Annotated in this window: 29 protein-coding genes; 3 read left to right on the top strand and 26 right to left on the bottom strand. The window is 39.7% G+C overall.

The window, feature by feature from the left end; all coding sequences use genetic code 11:
* Positions 1-237: 237 nt before the first annotated feature.
* The 10 genes from spoIVB to nusB form a co-directional block, all read right to left on the bottom strand.
* Positions 238-1,536, bottom strand: a complete 1,299-nt coding sequence (gene spoIVB / locus EEJ45_RS03805; protein ID WP_124563452.1) for a SpoIVB peptidase — start codon at positions 1,534-1,536, stop codon at positions 238-240.
* Between the two features lie 99 nt (positions 1,537-1,635).
* Complete coding sequence (recN, locus tag EEJ45_RS03800) at positions 1,636-3,369, bottom strand: DNA repair protein RecN (RefSeq protein WP_124563451.1); 1,734 nt, start codon at positions 3,367-3,369, stop codon at positions 1,636-1,638.
* 21 nt (positions 3,370-3,390) lie between these two features.
* On the bottom strand, positions 3,391-3,840 hold the full coding sequence (ahrC, locus tag EEJ45_RS03795) for a transcriptional regulator AhrC/ArgR (RefSeq protein ID WP_124563555.1): 450 nt from the start codon (positions 3,838-3,840) through the stop codon (positions 3,391-3,393).
* Between the two features lie 171 nt (positions 3,841-4,011).
* Entirely contained in the window at positions 4,012-4,842 is an 831-nt protein-coding gene (locus EEJ45_RS03790) for a TlyA family RNA methyltransferase (RefSeq protein WP_124563450.1), read from the bottom strand.
* A 3-nt stretch (positions 4,843-4,845) separates the two neighbouring features.
* Positions 4,846-6,735 (bottom strand): 1-deoxy-D-xylulose-5-phosphate synthase, encoded by a 1,890-nt coding sequence (gene dxs, locus EEJ45_RS03785; protein ID WP_124563449.1) that lies wholly within the window; start codon positions 6,733-6,735, stop codon positions 4,846-4,848.
* 265 nt (positions 6,736-7,000) lie between these two features.
* The gene (locus EEJ45_RS03780) at positions 7,001-7,888 is read right to left on the bottom strand and encodes a polyprenyl synthetase family protein (protein ID WP_124563448.1); all 888 of its coding nucleotides are present in this window, start codon (positions 7,886-7,888) and stop codon (positions 7,001-7,003) included.
* Entirely contained in the window at positions 7,885-8,109 is a 225-nt protein-coding gene (locus EEJ45_RS03775) for an exodeoxyribonuclease VII small subunit (RefSeq protein WP_124563447.1), read from the bottom strand. The genes EEJ45_RS03780 and EEJ45_RS03775 overlap by 4 nt, the downstream gene beginning before the upstream one ends.
* A complete protein-coding gene (gene xseA, locus EEJ45_RS03770) occupies positions 8,087-9,451 on the bottom strand; it encodes an exodeoxyribonuclease VII large subunit (protein ID WP_124563446.1) in 1,365 nt (454 codons plus the stop codon). Before xseA ends, EEJ45_RS03775 begins: the two co-directional genes overlap by 23 nt.
* A 12-nt stretch (positions 9,452-9,463) precedes the next feature.
* Positions 9,464-10,321 carry a bifunctional methylenetetrahydrofolate dehydrogenase/methenyltetrahydrofolate cyclohydrolase FolD gene (folD, locus tag EEJ45_RS03765; RefSeq protein WP_124563445.1) on the bottom strand — a complete coding sequence of 286 codons (858 nt, stop codon included), beginning with the start codon at positions 10,319-10,321 and terminating at the stop codon, positions 9,464-9,466.
* Positions 10,322-10,341: 20 nt separating this feature from the next.
* Positions 10,342-10,734, bottom strand: coding sequence for a transcription antitermination factor NusB (nusB, locus tag EEJ45_RS03760; protein WP_124563444.1), 393 nt, complete (start codon positions 10,732-10,734; stop codon positions 10,342-10,344).
* Between the two features lie 338 nt (positions 10,735-11,072).
* Between nusB and EEJ45_RS03755 the strand changes: the two genes are divergently transcribed.
* A complete protein-coding gene (locus EEJ45_RS03755) occupies positions 11,073-11,303 on the top strand; it encodes a hypothetical protein (protein ID WP_124563443.1) in 231 nt (76 codons plus the stop codon).
* Between the two features lie 159 nt (positions 11,304-11,462).
* Here EEJ45_RS03755 and EEJ45_RS03750 read toward each other — a convergent pair whose 3' ends face one another.
* The 16 genes from EEJ45_RS03750 to EEJ45_RS03675 form a co-directional block, all read right to left on the bottom strand.
* A complete protein-coding gene (locus EEJ45_RS03750) occupies positions 11,463-11,855 on the bottom strand; it encodes an Asp23/Gls24 family envelope stress response protein (protein WP_124563442.1) in 393 nt (130 codons plus the stop codon).
* A 20-nt stretch (positions 11,856-11,875) separates the two neighbouring features.
* Complete coding sequence (gene accC / locus EEJ45_RS03745) at positions 11,876-13,228, bottom strand: acetyl-CoA carboxylase biotin carboxylase subunit (protein WP_124563441.1); 1,353 nt, start codon at positions 13,226-13,228, stop codon at positions 11,876-11,878.
* Positions 13,229-13,260: 32 nt separating this feature from the next.
* Positions 13,261-13,743: an acetyl-CoA carboxylase biotin carboxyl carrier protein gene (accB, locus tag EEJ45_RS03740; RefSeq protein WP_124563440.1), complete on the bottom strand. Its 483-nt coding sequence runs from the start codon at positions 13,741-13,743 to the stop codon at positions 13,261-13,263.
* Between the two features lie 621 nt (positions 13,744-14,364).
* Positions 14,365-14,886, bottom strand: coding sequence for a SpoIIIAH-like family protein (locus EEJ45_RS03735; protein ID WP_124563439.1), 522 nt, complete (start codon positions 14,884-14,886; stop codon positions 14,365-14,367).
* 12 nt (positions 14,887-14,898) lie between these two features.
* Positions 14,899-15,537, bottom strand: a complete 639-nt coding sequence (gene spoIIIAG / locus EEJ45_RS03730; protein ID WP_124563438.1) for a stage III sporulation protein AG — start codon at positions 15,535-15,537, stop codon at positions 14,899-14,901.
* Positions 15,524-16,141: a stage III sporulation protein AF gene (gene spoIIIAF, locus EEJ45_RS03725; protein ID WP_124563437.1), complete on the bottom strand. Its 618-nt coding sequence runs from the start codon at positions 16,139-16,141 to the stop codon at positions 15,524-15,526. The genes spoIIIAG and spoIIIAF overlap by 14 nt, the downstream gene beginning before the upstream one ends.
* Positions 16,142-16,151: 10 nt before the next feature.
* Positions 16,152-17,318, bottom strand: a complete 1,167-nt coding sequence (gene spoIIIAE, locus EEJ45_RS03720) for a stage III sporulation protein AE (RefSeq protein WP_124563436.1) — start codon at positions 17,316-17,318, stop codon at positions 16,152-16,154.
* A gap of 3 nt (positions 17,319-17,321) precedes the next feature.
* Complete coding sequence (gene spoIIIAD / locus EEJ45_RS03715) at positions 17,322-17,711, bottom strand: stage III sporulation protein AD (protein ID WP_124563435.1); 390 nt, start codon at positions 17,709-17,711, stop codon at positions 17,322-17,324.
* Between the two features lie 20 nt (positions 17,712-17,731).
* Complete coding sequence (gene spoIIIAC / locus EEJ45_RS03710; protein ID WP_124563434.1) at positions 17,732-17,935, bottom strand: stage III sporulation protein AC; 204 nt, start codon at positions 17,933-17,935, stop codon at positions 17,732-17,734.
* Between the two features lie 10 nt (positions 17,936-17,945).
* On the bottom strand, positions 17,946-18,461 hold the full coding sequence (gene spoIIIAB / locus EEJ45_RS03705; RefSeq protein WP_124563433.1) for a stage III sporulation protein SpoIIIAB: 516 nt from the start codon (positions 18,459-18,461) through the stop codon (positions 17,946-17,948).
* Complete coding sequence (gene spoIIIAA / locus EEJ45_RS03700) at positions 18,455-19,369, bottom strand: stage III sporulation protein AA (RefSeq protein ID WP_124563432.1); 915 nt, start codon at positions 19,367-19,369, stop codon at positions 18,455-18,457. The genes spoIIIAB and spoIIIAA overlap by 7 nt, the downstream gene beginning before the upstream one ends.
* A gap of 72 nt (positions 19,370-19,441) precedes the next feature.
* Positions 19,442-19,681, bottom strand: a complete 240-nt coding sequence (locus tag EEJ45_RS03695; RefSeq protein WP_124563554.1) for a YqhV family protein — start codon at positions 19,679-19,681, stop codon at positions 19,442-19,444.
* A gap of 167 nt (positions 19,682-19,848) precedes the next feature.
* A complete protein-coding gene (efp, locus tag EEJ45_RS03690; RefSeq protein ID WP_124563431.1) occupies positions 19,849-20,406 on the bottom strand; it encodes an elongation factor P in 558 nt (185 codons plus the stop codon).
* An 18-nt stretch (positions 20,407-20,424) separates the two neighbouring features.
* Entirely contained in the window at positions 20,425-21,486 is a 1,062-nt protein-coding gene (pepQ, locus tag EEJ45_RS03685; RefSeq protein ID WP_124563430.1) for a Xaa-Pro dipeptidase, read from the bottom strand.
* The gene (aroQ, locus tag EEJ45_RS03680) at positions 21,479-21,919 is read right to left on the bottom strand and encodes a type II 3-dehydroquinate dehydratase (protein ID WP_124563429.1); all 441 of its coding nucleotides are present in this window, start codon (positions 21,917-21,919) and stop codon (positions 21,479-21,481) included. The genes pepQ and aroQ overlap by 8 nt, the downstream gene beginning before the upstream one ends.
* Positions 21,920-22,064: 145 nt before the next feature.
* On the bottom strand, positions 22,065-22,568 hold the full coding sequence (locus EEJ45_RS03675; protein WP_124563428.1) for a YqhR family membrane protein: 504 nt from the start codon (positions 22,566-22,568) through the stop codon (positions 22,065-22,067).
* A 172-nt stretch (positions 22,569-22,740) separates the two neighbouring features.
* Here EEJ45_RS03675 and EEJ45_RS03670 point away from each other — a divergent pair, with 172 nt between their 5' ends.
* Both EEJ45_RS03670 and EEJ45_RS03665 read left to right on the top strand, forming a co-directional pair.
* Entirely contained in the window at positions 22,741-23,664 is a 924-nt protein-coding gene (locus EEJ45_RS03670) for a DUF1385 domain-containing protein (RefSeq protein WP_124563427.1), read from the top strand.
* Positions 23,665-23,717: 53 nt separating this feature from the next.
* On the top strand, positions 23,718-24,086 hold the full coding sequence (locus EEJ45_RS03665; protein ID WP_124563426.1) for an SA1362 family protein: 369 nt from the start codon (positions 23,718-23,720) through the stop codon (positions 24,084-24,086).
* Positions 24,087-24,089 lie beyond the last annotated feature (3 nt).

Here is a 24,089-nt window from a genome sequence, read left to right as displayed (position 1 = left end):
ATCCTTTTAACTTTTACTTAATTTACTAAAAAAGCAAAAAAACCTCTGTTTTGCTCCTTTTTACTCGTTTTTTCGTCAATTTCCTATCATATTTATCATAATGTCACAAGAGTATCAACATTCACAATTGTATTATGTTTATTTACGAAACAAAATATGCATTTATATTCTATTGTACAACAAAAAGCAGTACTTAGAAACCTTAGAAAGGACAAAAACTAAAAAGCGAGCTGTATTTCAGCTCGCTTTCTTCCCATGTTCTTGCTGCTCATAAATATTGATACCTGCTTGATGAAGCATCCACTCAATATGAACACCATAACCTGAGGTAGGATCGTTTACAAATACATGCGTTACTGCACCAATAAGCTTACCATCTTGTATGATAGGGCTTCCGCTCATCCCTTGTACAATACCACCTGTTTTTTCAAGTAAACGTTTGTCCACAATTTTTACAATCATACCTTTTGTTGCAGGTGCTTTTTGAGGAACACTGCTTACAACTTCAATATCAAAAGCCTCTACCTTATCTCCCTCAACCACTGTTAAAATTTGCGCTTTGCCTTCTTTTACTTGACTAGATAAAGCAATTGGGAGCGCTTGATCCATAATACCATTACGGATTTGAGTGTCCAATTTACCGAATATCCCAAACGGACTATTGATTGTAATGTTTCCAATTACTTCACGATCTGGTGAAAAACGCGCTAATTTTTCCCCCGGATCTCCATTGCTTCCTTTTTGAATGGACGTTACAGTGGAGCGCATAATTTGTCCATCCTCTACTTCAATTGGTTTTTTTGTATCACTGTCTGAAATAACGTGTCCTAGCGCCCCGTATTTCATGGATTCAGGATGCACGAAGGTCATTGTCCCAATTCCAGCAGCAGAATCTCGAATATACAATCCAATTCGATAAGAAGAATCACCTTTGTCCTTTACAGGCTTAAGTTTTGTTTGAATGTACTTAGAATCACGGAGAACGACAAGATCAAGTGCTTCGCCCGTTGTACCACTATTTTGAATAAACGGCGCAACATCACTCATTCGTTCAATTTCTTTACCATTAATCTTTGTAATCATATCGCCAACTTTGATACCTGCAATTTCACCAGGCGATACTTTTCCGGTTTCTGTTTGGATTAAATGATGACCTACTACCAATACGCCTTTTGCATTTAATTTGACACCTATTGATTGTCCACCAGGAAGAACTTTGAAGTCTTTCAATACCTTTACATTTACTGTTTTGACAGGAAATCCAGCTAGCTGCAATACCATATCCGCTTCTCCACTTTCATGAGCAGCTACAGCCATAGTCTCTTTACTATCTACAGTGAAAATGGAAGGATTTGAAGAGATAACTTCAAATACGCGCTTACCTGACAACTTAGAATGTTGTCCCTCAAATAAAACAACGTCCTTCGGAATTGCAATCAATTCTCGAACGGGCGTACAAAATCCCATTACAAGAAGCGAGATAAGGAGAAATGCACCAAATAATTTCCGAATATGTTCCAATTTCAATCCTTTCACTCTCCTCGCTTCTACCCACATTCAGCCAAGTGGCTTCATCTTTTAATTTCTCCTTGTATGGCTCTGTTTATAACTGGGAGATGCAAAAAAGCTATCCTATTATTGGATAGCTTCTGCTTTTAGATTATGTGCTTGCTGTAATAATTCACGCGCATGTTGCGTTGTAACCTCTGTTATTTCCACACCTGAAATCATACGAGCAATTTCAATTACCTTTTCTTCGTCCCTAAGCTTTGCTACAGATGTTTTTGTACGGTTATCTTCAATTTGCTTACGAATGAACAAATGCGTATCCGCCATTGAAGCAACTTGCGGAAGGTGAGTGATACATAACACTTGAGAGCCGATAGAAACTCGATAAATTTTTTCTGCAATGGCTTGTGCAACTCTGCCGCTAACGCCAGTGTCTACTTCATCAAAAATAACAGAAGTAACACCTTGATGCTTACTAAAAATACTTTTAAGCGCTAAAATAATGCGTGATAATTCGCCGCCGGATGCAACCTTAGATAACGGTTTGAGCGGTTCACCTGGATTAGTGGAAATGTAAAATTCTACTTGGTCGTAGCCTGTTGATGTTAACCGTACTGATACACCATCTACCACAGGATCATCCGCGCCGCCCAATTGCTTGTCTAACATAATTTTAAAAGTGGTTTTTGCCATATACAATTCCTGCAACTCTTTATGAATGGCTTCTGTCAGATGCACCGCAAGGCTATGTCGCAAATCACTTAACCTAACAGCTTCTTTCATTACTTGCTCTTCTAACTGCTTTAGTTGCTTTCGAGTCGCTTCAATATGTACATCTTTATTCTCAATGGTTGCTATTTCTTCTTCTATTTTATCCGCATACATTAAAATATCTTGGACAGATTCACCATATTTACGCTTTAATGTACGAATTTCATTCAGTCTCGTTTCAATATAATCAAGACGAGCCGGATCATATTCCATCATATCTAGCTTCTCACGTAACTGATAACTCATGTCCTCAAGTACATAATAACTATTAGCAACACTTTCATGGATACCTTGTAATGAAGTGTCCAAATCAGAAACAGCCTCTACCTCATTCATCGCGTAACGAACATGGTCTAAACCACAATCATCCCCTGCTAAAGAACGATATGCATCACTGAGAGATTTGTAAATTTTTTCGAAATTAGAGATTTTCACACGCTCTTCTAAGAGTTCCTCATCTTCTCCCACTTGTAAATCTGCTTTTCTAATTTCTTCGAGCTGAAATTGAATTAAATCCAAACGATGAGCCATTTGCTGTTCATTATTGGTCAGCGCGTTCAGTTTTTTCTTTGTTTGCTCGTATTGTTCAAAAAACGAGCGATAACGCTCCAATTGCTTAGATACAGCATCATTATCAAATGAATCCAATAAGAACATGTGTCTATCTTCCGACATAAGATCTTGTGTTTCATGCTGCCCATGTATATCCACTAATGTTTTACCAACATCTTTTAGCATACTAAGCGTAACTAACTTTCCGTTAATTCGACAAGTACTTTTGCCAGTTGCTGAAATATCTCGCTTTAAAATCATCATTCCATCAGAGACATCAATATCAAACTCTTGCAGCTTTTCTATACAAGGGTGTTGTTCATCATCTAAGTAAAATAATCCTTCAATTTCAGCCTTCTCTGTTTCATAACGGACGAATTCCGCAGACCCTCTTCCTCCAACCAACAAATGAATGGCGTCAATGATAATGGATTTACCTGCCCCCGTTTCACCGCTAAGCACCGTAAGGCCTTTTTCAAATGAAATATTCAATGCTTCTATAATAGCAAAGTTTTTAATTGATAACTCCGATAACAATGCTTATTCACCTCATTAACATCATAACATATTTAGGAATTTCTCCGACACCACGTTCGTATCTTCCGGAGTTCGACAAATAATCAAACATGTATCATCTCCGCAAATGGTTCCTAAAATTTCATCCCACTCCAAATAGTCTATCAAAGCCCCTAAAGCGTTTGCGTTTCCAGGTAGTGTTTTCAATACAATCATATGACCTGCTGTATCCATTTTTACAAATGCATCCACTAAATTGCGTTTTAATTTTTGCAATGGATTAAATCGTTGGTCCGCTGGTAAACTGTACTTGTATCTACCATCATGTAAAGGTACCTTTACTAAATGTAATTCTTTAATATCTCGCGACACTGTTGCTTGTGTCACATTAAAGCCACTATTTCGCAAAATATCTACAAGCTCGTCTTGTGTTTCAATTTCTTTGCTTGCAATAATTTCTCTAATTTTAATATGGCGCTGACCCTTGTTCATCACTTGCACCTCACACAAACTTAAAAATTTTTCCGTCGTCATCCCTAATGTTAACTGATAGTACAAAGATTGTACATATTTGTTTTGTAACACTATAAGGCTCCCATATATTTTGTTTCTGTTATTACACCATAATTTACTGACTGTTTACAAAAAGAGGAGCAACGCTCGTTACTCCTCCTTAGCTTGTTTCAAGATATGATGTGCCTCTTCCACAACTTGCCCAAAAGTTTGCTTCATATAATTTTCTCCACATTCCTTGTTTCCTTGCCATTTTAAATGGACTAAAAATTCAATATTACCGTCTCCTCCTGTAATTGGAGAATACGTTAACTGATGCACATCATATCCTTGATCCAATGCAAATATCACAATGTTTTCAATAACCTTAACATGTACCTTTGCGTCCCTAACAATTCCTTTTTTTCCTACTTGATCTTTTCCGGCCTCAAATTGTGGTTTAATAAGGGCAACAACATCACCACCTGGCATAAGCATCGTTTTTAAAACAGGCAAAATCAACCGCAATGAGATAAACGATACATCAATACTCGCAAATTCCGGTAGACCTTTTTGCAAATCCGCTGGTGTAACATACCGAAAATTTGTACGCTCCATTACAATAACACGGGGATCTTGACGAAGTTTCCATGCAAGCTGATTATATCCTACATCAAGTGCATAGGACAGCTTCGCTCCATTTTGTAACGCACAATCAGTAAAGCCACCTGTAGATGCTCCGATGTCAATCATAATCTTATCTTGTAAATGAATATCGAACTCTTGTAGCGCTTTTTCTAACTTATAGCCACCTCTACTCACATAAGGCATAAGTTGACCTTTTACTGTTATTACTGCATCAGATGAAACTTTTTCACCTGGCTTGTCTACACGTTCTTCATTCATATACACAAGTCCAGCCATCACGGCGCGCTTCGCTTTTTCTCGCGTTTCCACGAGACCGCGTTCTACTAACAAAACATCAATTCTTTCTTTTTTCATACATTACGCCCTTTTTTCTTTTGACGGCAACAACGCTTGTACACGCTCTACCGTATCTTTTGTTGTCATGCCAATCTCTTCAAGCAACTTATCTACACTGCCATGCTCGATAAATACATCCGGAATTCCCATGCGGTCAATTTTCGCTTGATAGCCTTTTTCTTGGGCAAACTCTACAACTGCACTTCCGAATCCACCAGCTAAGCAAGCTTCTTCAATGGTTAGCACTGGCATATTTGCACCAAGAAGTTCATGTAAATACACCTCATCCATCGGCTTAATAAAGCGCGCATTAACAACTTTAACAGATATCCCGTTTTCTGCAAGAATTTCAGCGGCTTCCATTGCCATAGGAATGGTTGTACCAAACGTTAAAATAGCCGCATCTTCACCTTCACGTAAGGTTTCCCACGTACCGATTGGGATTGCTTTTAGCTCTTCCTCCATTTGTACACCATACCCATTACCGCGCGGATAACGCAAAGCAATTGGACCTTTGTCATAAGAAAGAGCCGTATATACCATATGCTGTCCTTCGTTTTCATCCTTAGGCATCATAATGACCAAGTTTGGCATATGGCGTAAAAATGCAATGTCAAATACACCTTGATGAGTCTCTCCATCTGCTCCTACCAATCCAGCACGGTCAATTCCGAAAAACACATTGAGGTTCTGACGACATACATCATGTAGAACCTGATCGTACGCGCGTTGCAAGAATGTAGAGTAAATTGCCAAAAACGGTTTCATCCCTTGTGTTGCAAGCCCTGCTGCCATTGTTGTCGCATGTTGTTCTGCAATTCCCACATCAAACATACGATTTGGAAATTCCTTCGCAAAGTTTTCTAATTTAGAACCCACTGGCATTGCCGGTGTAACAGCTACAATGCGCGAATCTTCCCTCGCCAGTTTACGGACCGTTTCACTGATTACTTTACTCCATGCTGGCGGTGCGCTGGCAGGCCCAACAAAATTGCCTGATTCGATTTTATAAGGACCTGTTCCGTGCCAAGTACCAATTACATCACTTTCAGCTGGTTTATAACCCTTCCCTTTTTTCGTAATTACATGAACAAGAACAGGCCCTTTGGTCTTCTTAGCATAATGCAAGTTTTCCAACAAGCTTTCAAAATCATGCCCATCCACTGGACCGAGATAAGTAAAGCCAAGTTCTTCAAAGAATACACCAGAGACAAGCATATATTTTAAGCTATCTTTCAAACGCTCCGCTGTAGCAGCAACCTTGCCGCCTACTGCTGGGATTTTTTTTAGTAGATACTCTAGTTCATCTTTTACCCAATGATATTTTCCTGCTGTACGCAAACGTCCCAGTACATTGTGCAATGCCCCTACGTTCGGGGCAATGGACATCTCATTATCATTTAAAATTACAGTAATATCTGTTTTCTCATGACCAATATGATTTAGTGCCTCTAATGCCATACCACCCGTTAAAGCACCGTCACCGATAATTGGTACAATGTATTCCTTTGTTTTCTTTAAATCACGAGCAATCGCCATCCCCATTGCAGCGGATAGAGACGTTGAGCTATGACCAGTTTCCCATACATCATGCTCACTTTCACAACGTTTAGGAAACCCACAAAGTCCTTTATATTGACGAAGTGTTCCAAAATCTTTAGCTCGCCCTGTTAAAATTTTATGTACATAAGATTGATGTCCCACATCCCACAAGAATTTATCTTGAGGACTGTTAAATACTTTATGAAGAGCAATCGTCAACTCGACAACTCCAAGATTAGGCGCAATATGTCCGCCGGTCGTAGACAATTCCTTAATTAAAAACTCACGTATATCTGCGCTCAACGCCACCAGTTCGTCAACTGACATCTTTTTCAAAAAACCTGGATTTTGAATTTGCGTCAGATCCATCAGGACCACTCACTTTCATCTCATAATCGAAATTATTTTTATCCGGAAACCCTCACCATGTAACAGGCACTCTTGTATTCCACCGCATATACCCTTAAGTCAGCTAAACAGCGTGCAAGACACCTTTTTAAAGGGTTATGAAAAAATAGCCGCTAACACAAAGTGATAACGGCTACCATTTCTATATAGTTTTACCGATGATAATGAAAAAAACTTTGTGTTTCATTTATACCATAAAATGAAATATTGCTCAACAAAAGTCCCTTTAATTGTTTCTGTTTACTACCAGGTCACAAAGCGCGTGCAAGTAGACCGTATTCAATTCCAGGTCATCAATAGCGTTTCTTGCTTTTTCTGCTGTTTCATACAGAGCTATTTTCGCACCTTCTATTGAAAGTAACTCTGTATACGTACTCTTTCCGTTTCCGATATCGCTGCCCACCGGTTTACCAATCTCAGCTTCTGTTCCCTCTACGTCTAAAATATCATCACGAATTTGAAACGCCAACCCTAGATTTGCAGCAAATACAAGCAATTTGTCAACCTGTTCCTCATTCGCTCCTGCTAATACTGCACCTGCTAGTACCGCAAACTCCAACAGTCTTCCTGTTTTACGTCTGTGAATATACTCTAAATCAACAACAGACAACGATTGTCCTTCTCCTTGCATATCCGCTACTTGACCAGCGACCATTCCCTCTGGACCGGCGGCATTAGCCAATTCAGAAATGATGCGTAGCCTGATTTCTGGTGTTACATCACTATGTGAGTAACGTGCAATAACCTCGAATGCCATCGTAAGTAAAGCGTCTCCCGCAAGCGTGGCGATTGCCTCTCCAAATACTTTGTGGTTAGTTGGTTTACCCCTGCGCAGATCATCATCATCCATACATGGCAAATCATCGTGAATTAAAGAGTACGTATGAATCATTTCTAATGCACATGCTGTTGCCATTCCTAATTCCTTTGGTTTACCAAAAGCCTCAAGTGTTGCAAACAATAACAACGGTCGCACTCGCTTTCCACCTGCTTGTAACGAATACAACATGGATTCCTTCAAAATGGATGGACTCTCTAATCGTTCAACAAAAGCTATGAGCTCATGTTCAATAAACTGTTTGTTTTCTTTTGCGAAAGTTGTAAAATTCATCATGTGCCTTCCCCTTGAAACGGGCGCAGTTGACCGTCTTCACTTAAAATAGTCGTCATTTGTTGTTCCACATGTTTTAATTTATCATCACAGAGTTTAGAAAGCTCCATTCCTTCTTTGAAATAGGTGATCGCTTCTTCAAGCGGTACATCACCTTGTTCAAGCTTCAATACAATCTGCTCAAGCGCGGCAATAGCTTCTTCAAAGTTCATTTGTTTTTTCATTCAATTCACGCTCCTCAATTCCCCATACATGACAATCTGCAATTCCATCTGTTAGCCTAACTGAGATTGTATCACCCGGCTCCAATTGCTTTACGCTGTTTACAATCCGTTGTTCTTTATAAGCCACGCTGTATCCGCGAATCATTACTTGCAATGGACTTAAAATCGCTAGCTTTTCCGCAACTCTTAAAAATGTATGTTCATGAGCTGATAGTATATCTTTCATTTCTCTTTCAAGCTGCTTACGAAGCATGTAAGCTTGCTGCTTGGATACAGCTATCTTTTGGGCAGGATGTTCTGCCTGCAAACGAAGCTGTAAACGTTCAAGCAAACGTTGCTGATTTTGCTGATAGCGTGTCGCACCTTGTGCTAATCGATCGATCAGCCGGTCTAAAAGCTCTTCCTTTTGCATGTACAACTGCTTCGGATGTCGAAGTATATAGGAAGATTGCAATGATTGAAGCTGCTCTTTTTTACTATTTATAACCTCACGCAATGCGCGTTGCAATCTAAGTCTTCGCTGCCCAATTCTCTCTTCAATTTCTACCATACTCGGAACCGCCAGTTCAGCAGCTGCGGTTGGTGTAGGTGCTCTTAAGTCAGCTACAAAATCTGCAATTGTGAAATCTGTTTCATGTCCTACCGCAGAGATAAGTGGAATGTGACTGTTAAAAATAGCACGTGCCACGGGTTCTTCATTAAATGCCCATAGCTCTTCAATAGAACCACCACCACGCCCTACGATTAATACATCGATATCACTGCGCAAATTTGCTTGTTCAATAGCCCGCACGATAGAAGCTGCGGCAAACTCTCCTTGTACCAAAGCAGGCAATATCATAATATCAGCAATAGGGTATCGCCTTTTAATCGTAGTTACAATATCGCGAACTGCAGCGCCGGTTGGAGAAGTGATGACACCAATGGTACGTGGATAAGCAGGCAATGGTTTTTTATACACTTGAGAAAACAGACCTTCGCGTTCTAACTGCGCCTTTAACTGCTCGTAAGCGAGATACAAATTTCCTATTCCATCAGCTTGCATATCTTGTACATACATTTGATAGTTTCCACCCGCTTCATATATACTGATTTGACCTTTAACCAGTACCTTCATTCCATCTTCGGGACGAAAAGCCATTCTACGATTCGCGCTGGCAAACATAACTGCTGAAATGCGTGCTTGTTCATCTTTTAAGGTAAAATACATATGCCCACGGCTATGATATTTAAAGTTTGAAATTTCTCCCTTTAGCCAAACTTGCTGCAAATGCACATCCCTATCCATTTTCGCTTTTAGATAACGGGTTAACGCTGTAACCGTTAAATATTGTTTTTCCATTGTCTTCTTCCCTTAGTTGCTTGCAACTGTACGTTCTGCCGATAATACTGTGTTATGAAGCAACATTGTAATTGTCATCGGTCCGACACCTTTTGGAACCGGAGTGATGTAGCCAGCCACCTGTTCTACTTCATCAAAATCCACATCTCCGCAAAGTTTTCCTGTTTCTAAACGGTTTACACCAACATCAATAACAACAGCGCCTTCTTTGACATAATCTGCTGTAACAAACTTCGCCTTGCCGATCGCGACTACAAGAATATCAGCCTGCTTTGCAAGTTCTTTTACATTTGGCGTGCGAGAATGACAATAGGTAACTGTTGCATGTTCATTTAAGAACAGTTGTCCCACTGGTTTACCGACAATATTACTCCGTCCAATAACAACAACATGCTTACCGCTAATTTCAATATTTTTTTCTTTAACCAATTCAATAATACCGTGCGGTGTACAAGGTAAAAATGTATCTTGTCCTATCATCATGCGACCGATATTAATTGGATGAAAACCATCCACGTCTTTTTCAGGTGAGATTCTTTCAATAACAGCTTCTTCGTGAATATGCTTTGGCAGCGGAAGCTGAACGAGAAGACCATGAATACGCGCATCCTCGTTGATTCGATCAATTTCCTGTAAGAGCTGCTCCTGTGTAATGGTTTCTGGCATTTCAATTAATTCAAAGTATATACCAGCTTCTTCACTTGCTTTTCCCTTTCCAGTAACATACGAACGAGAAGCTGGATTATTACCGACTAAAATTACAGCCAACCCTGGTGTAACCCCCTGGCTTTTTAGTACATTTACTCTTTCTTTAATTTCATTGCGTTTCTTTTGTGCAATTTCCATTCCTTTAATGAGCTCTGCTGCCATCTCTTACTCCCCCGTATCTGTTAAATTGTTTCTTTTATTTTGGATAAAACGCCGTTGATAAAGCGGCGAGATTCCTCATCACCAAACGTTTTTGCCACTTCAATAGCTTCATTAATGGAGACACTGTGCGGGATATCTTCCATATATTTCATTTCATATACAGCAATACGCAGGATATTGCGATCAACAATCCCAATGCGATCCATTTTCCAGTTATCCAGGCTTGGCGCAATCAGAGCATCCAATTCTTCCTTATGCGCAGTGCAACCTGTTACCAACTTTTCTAAAAATTCATTATTACTTTCTTGCTCTTCTAATGTATTTTTTATAGCTGACATTGCATCCAATTCACTCGTTATATCCATTTGGTACAAAGCCTGCATAGCTTTTTCCCTTGCCTTTCTTCTTTTCATACGTAATTCTCCTTTTGTTTTCTATTTATATTTTGTTATAGTATCGCAATTTATCACATGTTGTACAGATTATGTTATTCTTGCACAATATCATGATAATACCACAATTCCTCTTTTTATACACTTCTTCTTACTAGATAAAAGTGAAAAATATGAACTACAATACCCGTAACCACACAAAATGTACGGATTTTTCAGACAAGAACAAGTATGAGTTTTCAATTCCTGTCATTACTTAGAAACAACGTATACATGGTGAATTCTTTTTAAATACTAATCCTAAAACGTTTCATACTCATCACTTTTATCATACAAATGCTTATTATAGGGGGGACATCATGGAATTTCGTATTTTAACAACAGAGGAAATTCATGACTTTTGGGAGTTACGGTTGCATGGTTTGCGTGAGCATCCCGAGTCATTTAGTGCGAGTTACGATGAATTTGTAAAACACCCCATTGGAGAGATCATGGAAAGCTTTCCAACAGAAAATAATCATTTTGTTCTCGGCGCATTCTCAGAAGGTCAATATGTTGATGAAGCACATATGGTTCTAATGTTGGATTAAATCTTATACTTCTTGAGGGCAAGCGTTTCTTGCTTACTTGATAAACGAGTACCTAGGAGGTATTTAAAGAAAAAGCTCAGTTACAGTTCGTTGTTGATTATCAACATAAAGCTTTAACACAGCCAAATAAAAAAGACTTGCGCCTGCGCGCAAGTCTTTTTACAGACCTTCTATCTCTGCTTTTTGCGTTTCAAAAGTAACTCCCACAACATGAACATTAATCTCTTTTAATTCAAGTCCTGTCATCGTTAAAAGCGCTTGACGGATGTTGTCTTGAATTTTTTGTGCAGTCGTCGGAATTGATACTCCAAAAAACATTTGCACATATACGTCTACAAGAATACCTTCATTTGTTAGCTCTACTTTTACGCCTTTACCGTGATTTTTCTTACCTAGCTTTTCAACAACACCTGTAGCAAAGTTACCGCGCATCGCAGCTACACCATCTACTTCTGCAGCTGCAATACCTGCAATGACTTCAATGACTTCAGGGGCAATTTCAACTTTACCAAGCGTTGTTTCTTGTCCCATATCTAACATATGCTCAGTCATGTGTGAACCTCCTTTTTGATTTATCTCATAACAATCTCATGCTCTTCTAAAAACTTTGTATTAAAGTCACCTTCTACAAATGCAGGATGCTCCAAGAGTTGTAAGTGAAACGGAATTGTAGTATGCACACCTTCAATTACAAATTCACTTAACGCTCGCTTCATCTTCGCAATTGCTTCTTCACGCGTCTTTCCATGCGTAATCAACTTTGCCACCATGGAATCATAATAAGGCGGGATGACGTATCCAGGATACACGGCTGAGTCAACACGTACACCATACCCTCCCGGTGGAAGATACATTTGCACTTTTCCTGCAGAAGGCATAAAGTTTTTAGCCGGATTTTCAGCATTAATTCGACATTCAATTGCCCATCCTTGGAATTGAACATCTTGCTGCTTCAAAGATAATGGTTCTCCGGCTGCCACACGTAATTGCTCTTTTATTAAGTCAACGCCGGTCACCATTTCAGTAACAGGATGCTCTACTTGAATTCTTGTATTCATTTCCATGAAATAAAATTTCTTTTGCTTATGCTCGTAGATAAACTCAACTGTGCCGGCACCGCGATAATTTACGGCTTGTGCTGCTTTCACCGCGGCTTCACCCATTTGGGCGCGAATCTCTGCATCAAGAGCAGGAGATGGTGTTTCTTCAAGCAATTTCTGCAGGCGTCGCTGAATGGTACAATCCCGTTCTCCCAAATGAATAACTTGTCCATGCGAATCAGCTATAACTTGGATTTCAACGTGACGGAAATCCTCTATGTATTTCTCGATGTACACGCCAGGGTTTCCAAAAGCTGTACTTGCTTCCTGCTGTGTAATCTGGATGCCTTTTACAAGTTCCTGCTCGGTTCGGGCTACGCGAATTCCTTTCCCGCCACCTCCGGCCGTTGCCTTAATAATAACAGGATAGCCCATTTTTGATGCAAGTTCAACTGCAGACTCTACACTTTTGATGATTCCTTTAGATCCAGGTACAATTGGAACACCCGCCTGCTCCATTGTGTCACGCGCTACATCCTTTGTTCCCATTTTAGATATAGCCTCGGGGCTAGGACCAATAAAAATTAAATTGCATTCTTCACATAGTTCCGCAAAATCAGCGTTTTCAGCCAAGAAGCCGTAACCAGGATGAATAGCATCACATCCTGTTAATTTTGCTACACTAATAATATTTGTAAAGTTCAAATAGCTTTCTTTAGATGCTGTAGGTCCTACACAATAAGCCTCATCTGCAAGCTGTACATGAAGTGCTTCACGGTCAGCTTCAGAATAGATGGCAACAGTCTCAATACCTAATTCTTTGCAAGCGCGAATAATGCGTACAGCAATCTCACCTCGGTTTGCTATCAATACCTTTTTAATCATAAGACAAAACTCCCTCTTACGTGCTTAGTCAATTATCGTACTAAAAATAAAGGCTGTCCGTATTCTACAAGTTGTCCGTTTTTCACTAGGATCTCTACGATTTCTCCCTCAACTTCTGCTTCGATTTCATTGAATAGTTTCATTGCTTCTACAATACATACCACTGTATCTGCAGAAATGCGGTCACCTACTTTTACATAAGCCGACGCATCCGGAGATGGGGAAGCGTAGAATGTACCTACCATTGGCGAAGTGATTTTATGGAGATTGTCTTCAGAAGTAGCCGCTTTCGGAGCTTCTTGTACCGGCACTGAAACAGGTACAGAAACAGGTATAGATTCCGTTGCAGCTGCTTTTTCTTCCACTATCATAGAACGAGGTGCTTCATAAGTTAGCGCAGTACTGATTTGCTTCTTCATCCTAATAGTCGCACCATCTAAAGTGTATTCAAATTCATCAATGTTTGAGTTATCAATCAACTTAATCAATTCACGTACTTCTTGAATTTTGAACATTATCATTCACTCCCATATACTTGTTTACTACTTTATCTTACGACAGTTTTTTGAAAATTCCAACCACGCAAAATTTTAACATACCTTCTCTGTTAATATAGCTAAATATTATTACCTAGTAATAATATCAACTACAATACAAAATTGGCAAGACCACTTTCAAAATAAATTATATCACATTTTATGGAAATCAATAAGGAATTGTAATACTATCCTTTTCGCCATAATCTTTAACATTTCCTTCACAGACGATTAATATAAGACTGCTATGATGTTCCTGTAATTTAATTCCTCGTTAAGGAGCGTGTGTCATGAACATTTGGTTGTTTTTGTTCGTTCCCATGGTTTTCGTGTGGCTTGCCGTTGTATGGATCGAGTATCAAGCAAAGAAAAATGCCCGAATGCTACAAGAACCCTCCATTTTCCACATGAACACACATCACTTGTTATACAGAGAAAGATATTGTGTTATAGAAAAACGCCCCATTCGAAACTGACACGTTTTTTTTCGCGTTTCTCTACTAAACAAAAGGCTTATTACAGTTTGATATTGATAATTAACATCAAGCTGTAGCAGCGCTATACAAAAAGAGAAACCGCCATGAAAGGCGGTTTCTTCATTTACTTGGCTGGATCAAAACGTACTGCAACTTTTTGTGCGCCAATTTCTTTTGTGACAAGCTGGATGATGTTGTTTGCTTCTTTGCTGGAGTACTTATCAGCTTTAACAGTAATTTGTACATCTGTTCCGTCAGCTCGTACTAAAGCGTCTTTATAGCCCTGTGATTTAATTAATGTCTCTAACACTGCTTCTTTCGCAGACACTTTTTCAATTGCTTCTAGTTGATCTTTTGCTTTGCTTTTTTCTTCTGCAGAAGTGCCAACTGATGTAATTACTTCTTGTAATTTCTCTTTGGCTTCGCTGCGCTTATCTTCCATTTCCAAACGCAGCTGTGCAAATTGCTCATCACCAGATGTTTTGACTGCTATTTCACCCGCTTTTTTGCTGTCAGTTCTTAGCTGTTCTACAGACTTGCTCACCATATCAGATTTCGGTCCATCTGGCGTTGTTACATAATATACGGACAATACAACCACTAAACTCAGCATTGTTAACAACCAAATCGTTTGCTTTTTTACCATTTTAAATCCTCCTCAGCTCTTTTTAGGTGCTACAGATACGCGGTGACTTGGAACATCTAAGTAACGCGTAACCATTTCAATCATTGCTTTTTTCACTTCTATGTTGTCGGCTCCTTTTGCCGTAATGGCCACTCCTCGCACAGGCGGTTTATCTTCCTTAAGTACAATGGGCTCTTCCTTGTCACCTACGCGGATGGTCTTTGGTCTTTCTTCCACAGATTCATCTTCAACGGTTCGTGTCCCACCGTCACGATCGGTTTCATTCGTTTTTTGATGGCGGTTAATGCGCTCTTTTTCTAGCACTTTCACTGCAGTAGAGTCCAAGTTTACAATTACTGTTACATCCTTAACTCCTTGCATCCCTTCCAGTAGCGCCTGTAAATCTTCTTCATACTGCTTTTCGTATTTTTCAATGGCAGAACCGCTTGTACTTTTTTGCGCAAAAGCAGCTACATCTTTAGGCTCTTCTGGATCGGTACGAAATACAGGCGCTTCCTGCGGTTTGCTTTGAAACAAACTCCCGGAAAACATCAGTAAAATGCCAGCGACCAGCAACAGCGCAATGAACTTCGGGTTAAACTTTTTCCGCTTCTTCTCTTCTTCATTTGGCCGTAGCCACTTTTGCCAAACACTTTGTTTATTGTCGTTCATGTCCCCTCCCTCCTTCCTGTACCATTATTTTGCTTTCCTCTAGTTGCCACTCCCGCGCCAGGAATTGTTGTATATCTTGTGTTGCTTGCTTGTCGACGGTCTGCTGATGTGGCGTGCTTGTGTCAATTTTAATGCGCTTCACTGCTTCAACTGTACCAGATGTTTTTCTGTCCGCTTCTTTGAAAGTGACTGAGATTTCTTGAATATCTTCTGGTGATTTTACTTCACTCACAGCAGTAATACGTAAATCGACCACTTGCACGCCATATTCGACTTCCAGATCTTTTGCAACCTGTTTTTTCATTTGGACAGCCATCTGTTCTAAAATATATGCACGTTGTGAGGCTTGTATTTCTTTTTTCTTCTGATCTATTACATTTTCTATATTTTTTTTTGATGCAGAAGTGTTAAAGCCGGCAATGACCTCTTGTACGTCTGTGCGCAATAATTTAAAAACAGGTGTAAGAATTAATACGATAAGCAATAGACTCACCACAAACTTAACATATTTTTGTAAGCTCGTATTCGGAAGCAACATGTGAAGTACGGTTGCCAGCAGCAAAAAAACGATAATGGTTCGGATCCACTCTGTAATATAAGCCACGATATCCCTCCTACCGCATCATCAACGTGACATTACCAGCCGCGATAATAATGGTAATACTTAAAAAAAACATGAGAGAAACAATTGCCAAACATGCAAATACATAAATAATACTTTTTCCGATAATATCCAAACATTGGATGATAGAACCGCTACCTACCGGTTGTAAAATTGCAGCGGCAAATTTATAAATAAACGCAATCGCAAAGATTTTTATCGCCGGAAAGATAACAATCAACAGCAGAATGATGACACCCGCAATTCCTACTGTATTCTTCAGCAATGCGGAAGCAGTCACAACCGTATCAGCAGCCTCGGTAAACATGCGTCCGACTACTGGAATAAAATTACCCGTAACAAACTTAGCTGTCTTAACCGCAATACCATCCGCTACCGCCGTTGCAGTTCCTTGTACGGACAAAACGCCAAGAAAAACCGTTAAAAAAATTCCTATTAATCCTACGCTTACATTTTGAAACAACTTCGCCAATTTTGTTACCTTGTATTGATCACTCATCGTACTCACAATGCTTAAAATCGTTGCCAAGAATAAAAGAGGTAGTACAACATAATTCATGAGCACACCACTCGTATTCATGAGAAATACGATAATTGGGTGAAAGAAAGATACGGACACAACACCGCCGCCTGCGGCAATCAACCCCAATAGAATCGGTAGCAATGCCAGAATAAAATCAATCATCATTTGAATCGTGTCTTTAGCATACGTTGTAACAACATAAAAGCTATTAAGCGCAAAAATCATCAGCACCATGTAAACGACCACATCGGCAATTTTACCCACATTACTTTTATCAAATGCAGATTGCAAAGACTGTAGCAACGCGCTGAAGATTGTTAACATAATCAAAGTACCAAGCAACTTGCCGTTGGCAATTAATTCATGAAATAAGTAAGAAAGAAATCCACCAACCCATTCTTCTAATGAAAATTGTTTCTCTCCTTTAATAAATTCCATAAAACTTCCCTTTTGACTTTCCGGCAAATACACACCGTATTTGCTGACAAGCTCGTCCCAGTACTGCTTAATCTCTGTAACACCAATCTGTTCTAGCTGACTATTTGCAATTTCTTGTTGTACAGGGGAGGCTTGTACAGATACGGAACAAAAGAAAAGAAAGAAAAAGAGAAACAGCATACCTCTTTTTCGCTTCATTGTTTATCCTCCCTTTGGTAAAAAGCCTAAAATAGTTTCAATAACTACTGTTAAAATGGGGATGGCCATTACAAGAATAAGAACTTTACCAGCTAATTCAATTTTAGAAGCAATTGCTCCCTGCCCTGCATCCTTTGTAATTTGTGCACCAAATTCAGCAATATAAGCGATGCCGATAATTTTTAGTAACGTTTCTACATACACGTTATTCACGTTCGCTTCGCTAGCGATGCGCTGAATCATGTCCAATATGGCCCCAATTTGATCAATTAAAAGCAAAAACATCACTGCACCGACAAACACGATAAACATCGAAGTAATGCTTGATTTTTGCTGATTTAACACTGCCGCTAAAAAGGTGGCAATTAATCCGAGACCTACAATTTGTAAAATTTCGATACGTAGCGCCTCCTTTACTGAAACAAAAACACACTCTTGATTTTATCGAACAAACTATTGATTAATGCTGCAACATGAAGCAGGATCACAACAAAGCCAACTAAAATGGTCCAGTTTGCAATATCTTCTCGCTTCAGCTCTTTTAACACTGTGTGAATGAACGCCAAGATAATACCGATGCCTGCGATTTGAAAAATAAGTCCTACTTCCATAGACATCACAATCCCCCTAGTACAATAAAATGACGATGAGCAGCCCAGCTAATATTCCCAAACTTTTCATCATTTTTTCATATCGTGCCTGCGCATCCTTTGCCTCGTCTTCTTCTCGCTCCAGATGATTAATACAAAGGAGGATATGCTTTTGCTGTGATTCTCGATCATGCTGACCAAGCGTCTCTCCAAACTGTTTTAAAATTTCTTTCTCTGTTTGCTTTAACGCCGTAAGCTTCCATATCTCTCCCAAACTGTCATCCCACGCCTCACGAACCGTTTGATTTCCGTTCTCCAAGCGCTTTTGAAAGCTTTGAAACAACCAATTGATTGGTTTTGGCATTTGTGCTTCAAGTCGCTGTGCTGCTTCTCGCAAAGGGGTATGTCCATACATAATCTCTGCCTCTAGCGACTGCAATGCTGTTTTAAGAAGTCGAATCTGTCGTGGACGCTCGCTCATTTTTTTTGCGTATTGAAATCCAATACATGTCGTTGCGCTGACCACTAGTACCGCACCAATCAACTTCAACATATTTGCCCCGCCCCCTGTACTCGAAGCATCTGACCTTGACCCGTTTTTACAGCTACAATCGTTCCAGGTCCTTTTGTTTTAGAAAGCTCAATCACGCGGTCAAATACACCATACTCTATCATCTTTCGTAGAGAAGGTCGTTTTTTCACGTCTTCATACCCATAACCGTGCGCTGTAATAAATAAACCAACACCTGCATAAACCGCTTCTAATATCGCTTCGACGTCTTCTTCTCTTCCAACTTCGTCCGCAATGACTATTTCAGGGCTCATTGAACGAATTAACATCATCATCCCTTCTGCTTTTGGACAAGCATCCAACACGTCTACTCTTACCCCAAGCTCATATTGCGGGACCCCTTTGACTGATCCGGCAATTTCCGAGCGCTCGTCCACAATACCTACCTTTGCCGAAGGAATTCCTTTGTGGCCTATGCTGATAATTCGTGCAAAATCTCGTAGCAATGTGGTTTTCCCTGTTTGGGGTGGACCGACAATCATTGTATTTTTCCAATTGTTTTCATAGACGTATGAAAGTAGCGGTTCAGCAATCCCTAGCTTTTGTCTGGCAATTCGAATATTGAATGAAGATACGTCACGAATCAATTTAACAAATCCTTTTTCTGTAACAACTCGTCCTGCCAACCCAATACGATGTCCACCTCGTATAGTGATATATCCTCTGCGTAGCTCTTCCTCTAGTGTATAAATTGAAAATTGACTAATTCTATTTAGCAACTGCATCGCATCTTCTGTTGTCACAACATAGGGATATACTTTTACACAACCGGCGGCACTGCATTCTAACGGGCGCTGCACACGCATACGAATTTCTTCTAAATCATCTAACTGTACAGTCTGCAATATTTCTTGTACTCGCATTGGTAACATTTCTAACAATTCCCTCATACGCGGCTCCTTATCATTGTAGTTCTGTCAAAGTTCTGTACTGATTGTCGATAGTTGGTTTTAACATAGCCATCATTTTAAAAGTGCGATAAATATACAGCCAACCCCTAAAATCAGAAAGAACAGTTTTACAAACGACAGGCCGCCTGCCACTTGCGTCACACCGATAATCATGGTAATGACCAATACAGTCGGTCCGACAAGAGCTAACATCCCATTAATGAATAACGCTTTTTTTACATCATTTACATACAGCATGGACAAGGCGGCCGTAATCTCAATGCTACCTGATATGAGCCGAAGCAATGCCATTGCCAATACGGCAGACTCAATCCACGTCAGCCATTTCAACGATCCACCTTCTTTCCATTCGCAAAATACGTTTTGTAACACATTATGCAGAGGTTGTCCGTTTCAGAACAATTTTGCATGTAAATACGCGCATAAGAAAAAGGCATTCCCTAGGGAATGCCTTTTTCTTATGCGCGTGAAACGTATTTCGCTTCGGCTGTATTAATAACCAATATTTCGCCTTCGTTGATGAAAATCGGAACTTGCACTACAAGTCCTGTTTCCATTGTAGCTGGCTTTGTAACGTTAGAAGCTGTATCACCTTTGATACCAGGCTCTGTTTCTACAACTTTTAACTCAACTGTATTTGGAAGCTCAACACCAAGCACTTCTCCTTGGAAAGTCATAATATACACTTCCATATTTTCTTTCAAGAATTTCAACTCGCGCTCAATACGTTGAGTTGGTAATTCTAATTGCTCATAGCTTTCGTTATCCATAAATACATGCTCATCACCCATTGCATATAAATATTGCATGCGGCGGTTTTCAATGTGCGCTTTTTCTACTTTTTCACCTGCACGAAATGTTTTCTCTTGAATTGCACCTGTACGTAGGTTACGCAGTTTAGAACGTACGAAAGCCGCTCCTTTTCCAGGCTTTACGTGTTGAAACTCCAATACTTGCCAAAGACCGCCGTCTGTTTCGATTGTTAAACCAGTACGAAAATCATTTACTGAGATCATGAAAAAAATCCTCCTGTATTATAGAATAATCAGCTCTTTTGGTGAATGCGTTAAAATTTCATTGCCTTCTGCAGTAACAAGCACGTCATCCTCAATGCGCACACCGCCAAGACCCGGAACATAAATGCCAGGCTCTACTGTTACAATCATGCCCGGTTCCAGTATCACTTCAGAGCGGAACGCTAATCCCGGTCCTTCATGAACCTCCATACCGATTCCGTGTCCTGTAGAATGACCGAAATACTCACCATAGCCTTTTTCCGTTATGTAATCACGAGTCAAAGCATCTGCTTCGCGTCCCGTCATACCTGCTTTAATGCCGTTTACACCACGCAACTGCGCTTCTAAAACAATATCATAAATATTCTTCAAATCAGCTGCAGGTTCTCCGACAGCAACCGTGCGCGTAATATCAGAGCAATAGCCTTTATAGTATGCACCAAAATCAAGTGTAATCAATTCGCCTTGTTGTATCACTTTGTCAGAAGCTACGCCATGTGGCAATGCCGAACGAAGTCCTGAAGCCACAATAATGTCAAAGGAAGAAGAAGTGGCCCCTTGCTTGCGCATGAAAAATTCAAGCTCATTAGAAACCTCTAATTCTGTAACACCCGGTCGAATAAAAGACAAAATATGAGTAAACGCCGCATCTGCAATTTGAGCCGCATCCTTTAATATCTTAATCTCAGATTCCGTCTTAATCAAGCGTAACTTTTCCACAAGTCCAGATGTTGGGACTAAATCCGCTTCTACTGCTGTTTCATATAATTTAAAAGAGGCGTATGTTAATGCATCTTGTTCAAAACCCAGCTTTTGAATGCCTAATTCCTTCACTTGTTTTGCCACTTCTTCTACTAACGTACCTGTATGTTGCACAATCTCATACCCAACCGCTTGGTTTTGCGCTTGTTCCACATAACGAAAATCTGTAATGAAGATAGCACGATTATTTGTAATGACTGCAACACCTGCTGAGCCAGTAAATCCTGTCATATATGTACGATTATACTGACTTGTGATTAATAACGCATCAATTTCCTTGTTGGCAAACAAAGAACGTAATTGTAATAACTTATCCATTATGTTCCTCCCCCAATAATGCCAAAACGGCTAGTTTGTATCCATAAAACCCCAGACCTACAATTTGTCCTGCTGTAACTGGTGCTGTAACTGAAATATGACGAAATTCTTCACGCTTATGAATGTTAGAAATATGTACTTCAATTACAGGAACTGAAATGCTTGCAATTGCATCCCGGATTGCATAGCTGTAATGCGTGTAAGCGCCAGGATTCAGTACAATCCCTTCATATAGTTCATCCGCTTCATGTAACTTATTAATAATAGCGCCTTCTAGATTAGATTGAAAGCAATCAAGTACAGCACCGTGCTCACTTGCAAATTGACGCAATCCAGACTCAAGGGACTGCAAGGTTTCGACGCCATACACGCCAACTTCTCGCACACCAAGACGATTTAAATTAGGTCCATTAATAAGTAGTAATTTTTTCATCGCAAACTCCTTATCAAGTAAAACTTCCATCAATACGAACTACTCTTCTGATGGATAGCAAGCTAGATCATATCGCCTCGTATAGAACTGCTTTGTGTTAAAACGTGACAAAAAAGAATGTTCATACAACATTCTACCATACCCTTTACTTATTTGAATAGTTCGCCTCTTTCCCTACACCCGTCAATTTTTGTTCGCTTGCTTCAAAAGAGACGGAATAGGCGATGAATACACCGTGTAAGATGAAAATACATATAGTTGTAACGAGTGTAGCTCTTGAAAGTTCAAAAGGCATATCGACAACAGGGGATAGAAAGCCAATTCCAAAAAATAAAATACTCCACAATATTAACCCCTGTATCACACCGGGTATAACCCCCTGAAACTTCTTAAAGAATGCACCGTACAATATCGCAAGTAAAATGGACAAGATTGTCATGACGATTACCCCGGATAAATTTCCCCATACCCCTTCCTTCCATTTTCCTAAAGCAAACGGCATAAGGAGATGATTCGGTCCAACATTTGTAAAGGAAAAGATATGAAAGAAATACCAGACCAATCCCCAAAAAAGACCGGCAAATAAACCAATTTGTATTGCTTTTTTCGCTAACGATGTTGGTTTTGATTGATTTTTATGATTATTCAATAGGTACACCTCCGCTCGTTAGTATATCCTTCCTATGAAAAATCATGTCGGTTAGTACGGCTGAATTTGTAGCTAACTTTATACACTTTGACATAGCCCCTTTCAGTTTCTCTTGTCATGCGGTTAGTTTTACAGATACAATGAAGAAAAACAAATGCAGGTTGGTGTTTACATGACAGAGGAGACAAAACAAATATATGGGGGACAAGCTGTTGTAGAAGGAGTTATGTTTGGCGGTAGAGAATATACAGTTACAGCAATTCGTCGAAAAAATAAAGAAATTGAATTTTTTCGATTACCTCGAACAAATAACAGGCTTTTGCAAGTTACAAAAAAAATTCCTTTTATACGCGGTATCGCAGCAATTGTACATGCCAGTGCAACTGGAGCTAGGCACTTAAACTTTTCTTCGGAACGATTTGGCGTAAATCCAGAAGACGATGATGAGATTGCTAAGCAAAATGAAAATCAATCCAAACTGACGATGCTACTTGGGGTTGCAGTTGTAGGTGTTTTATCTTTTATCTTTGGCAAAGTGGTTTTTACGGCAGTACCTGCCATTCTTGCAGCCTTAGCTAAACCCATTTTTCCAACACACACTGCGCAGGTACTTTTAGAAAGCATCATAAAATTGTTCTTTTTATTAGGTTACATTTATATGATTTCGCTTACACCGCTCGTAAAACGAGTTTTTCAATATCATGGGGCTGAACACAAAGTAATTAATGCATATGAGAACAACTTACCACTTACCGTAGAGAATGTGCAACTTCAAACGAGACTTCATTATCGCTGCGGTAGCAGTTTTATTCTCTTTACCGTTATCATCAGTATGTTTATTTATTTATTGGTGCCAACAGAACCGCTTTGGCTACGTCTTGTAAACCGCTTAGCATTAATCCCTGTGGTTCTTGGTATCTCATTTGAAGTACTGCAGCTCACAAACAAATTGCGAGACGTTCCGGTGCTTCGCTTTCTGGGCTATCCGGGACTTTGGTTACAATTGCTTACAACAAAAGAACCGAATGACCAACAGGTTGAGGTTGCGATTGCTTCTTTTAATGAATTACTTCGTTTAGAGCAAAAGCATTCATAAATATTCCGCTCTTCTCAATATGATTAAATAAATGCCTTTAGGAGGTGTGTGCCGTGAGCGGCCGTTCATTTGCGCTAATTCTATTTCTACTTGTTATTGGGCTAGCAGCATATCAGATGATTACTTCCACTATGAATGACCCGGCAGGTATGATCCAAAACGTGTTGACTATTGGTATTGTTATCGGCGCCTTCTTTTTGCTATTCAAGTTATTTTCCAGTAGCGGAAGTGCGCGCTCATCTTATAATCGTGCTGCAAAGCAATCAAAACGTAAGTATGCAAAATCATTTACTGCACCATTGAAAATGCAGGATGCGCAGAAGGGAAAAAACGGCTCTGTATTTAAGAAAAAGCGCAAACCATCCCACCTGACTGTTATTGAAGGAAAAAAAGGTAAAAAGAAAGACCGTGCTTCATTCTAGCAC

The sequence above is a fragment of the Ectobacillus antri genome, from assembly GCF_003852715.1.
Classification (GTDB): Bacteria; Bacillota; Bacilli; order Bacillales; family Bacillaceae_G; genus Ectobacillus; species Ectobacillus antri.
Note: the sequence above shows the minus strand (reverse complement) of the source record. Positions and strands in the feature narration are given on the sequence as shown.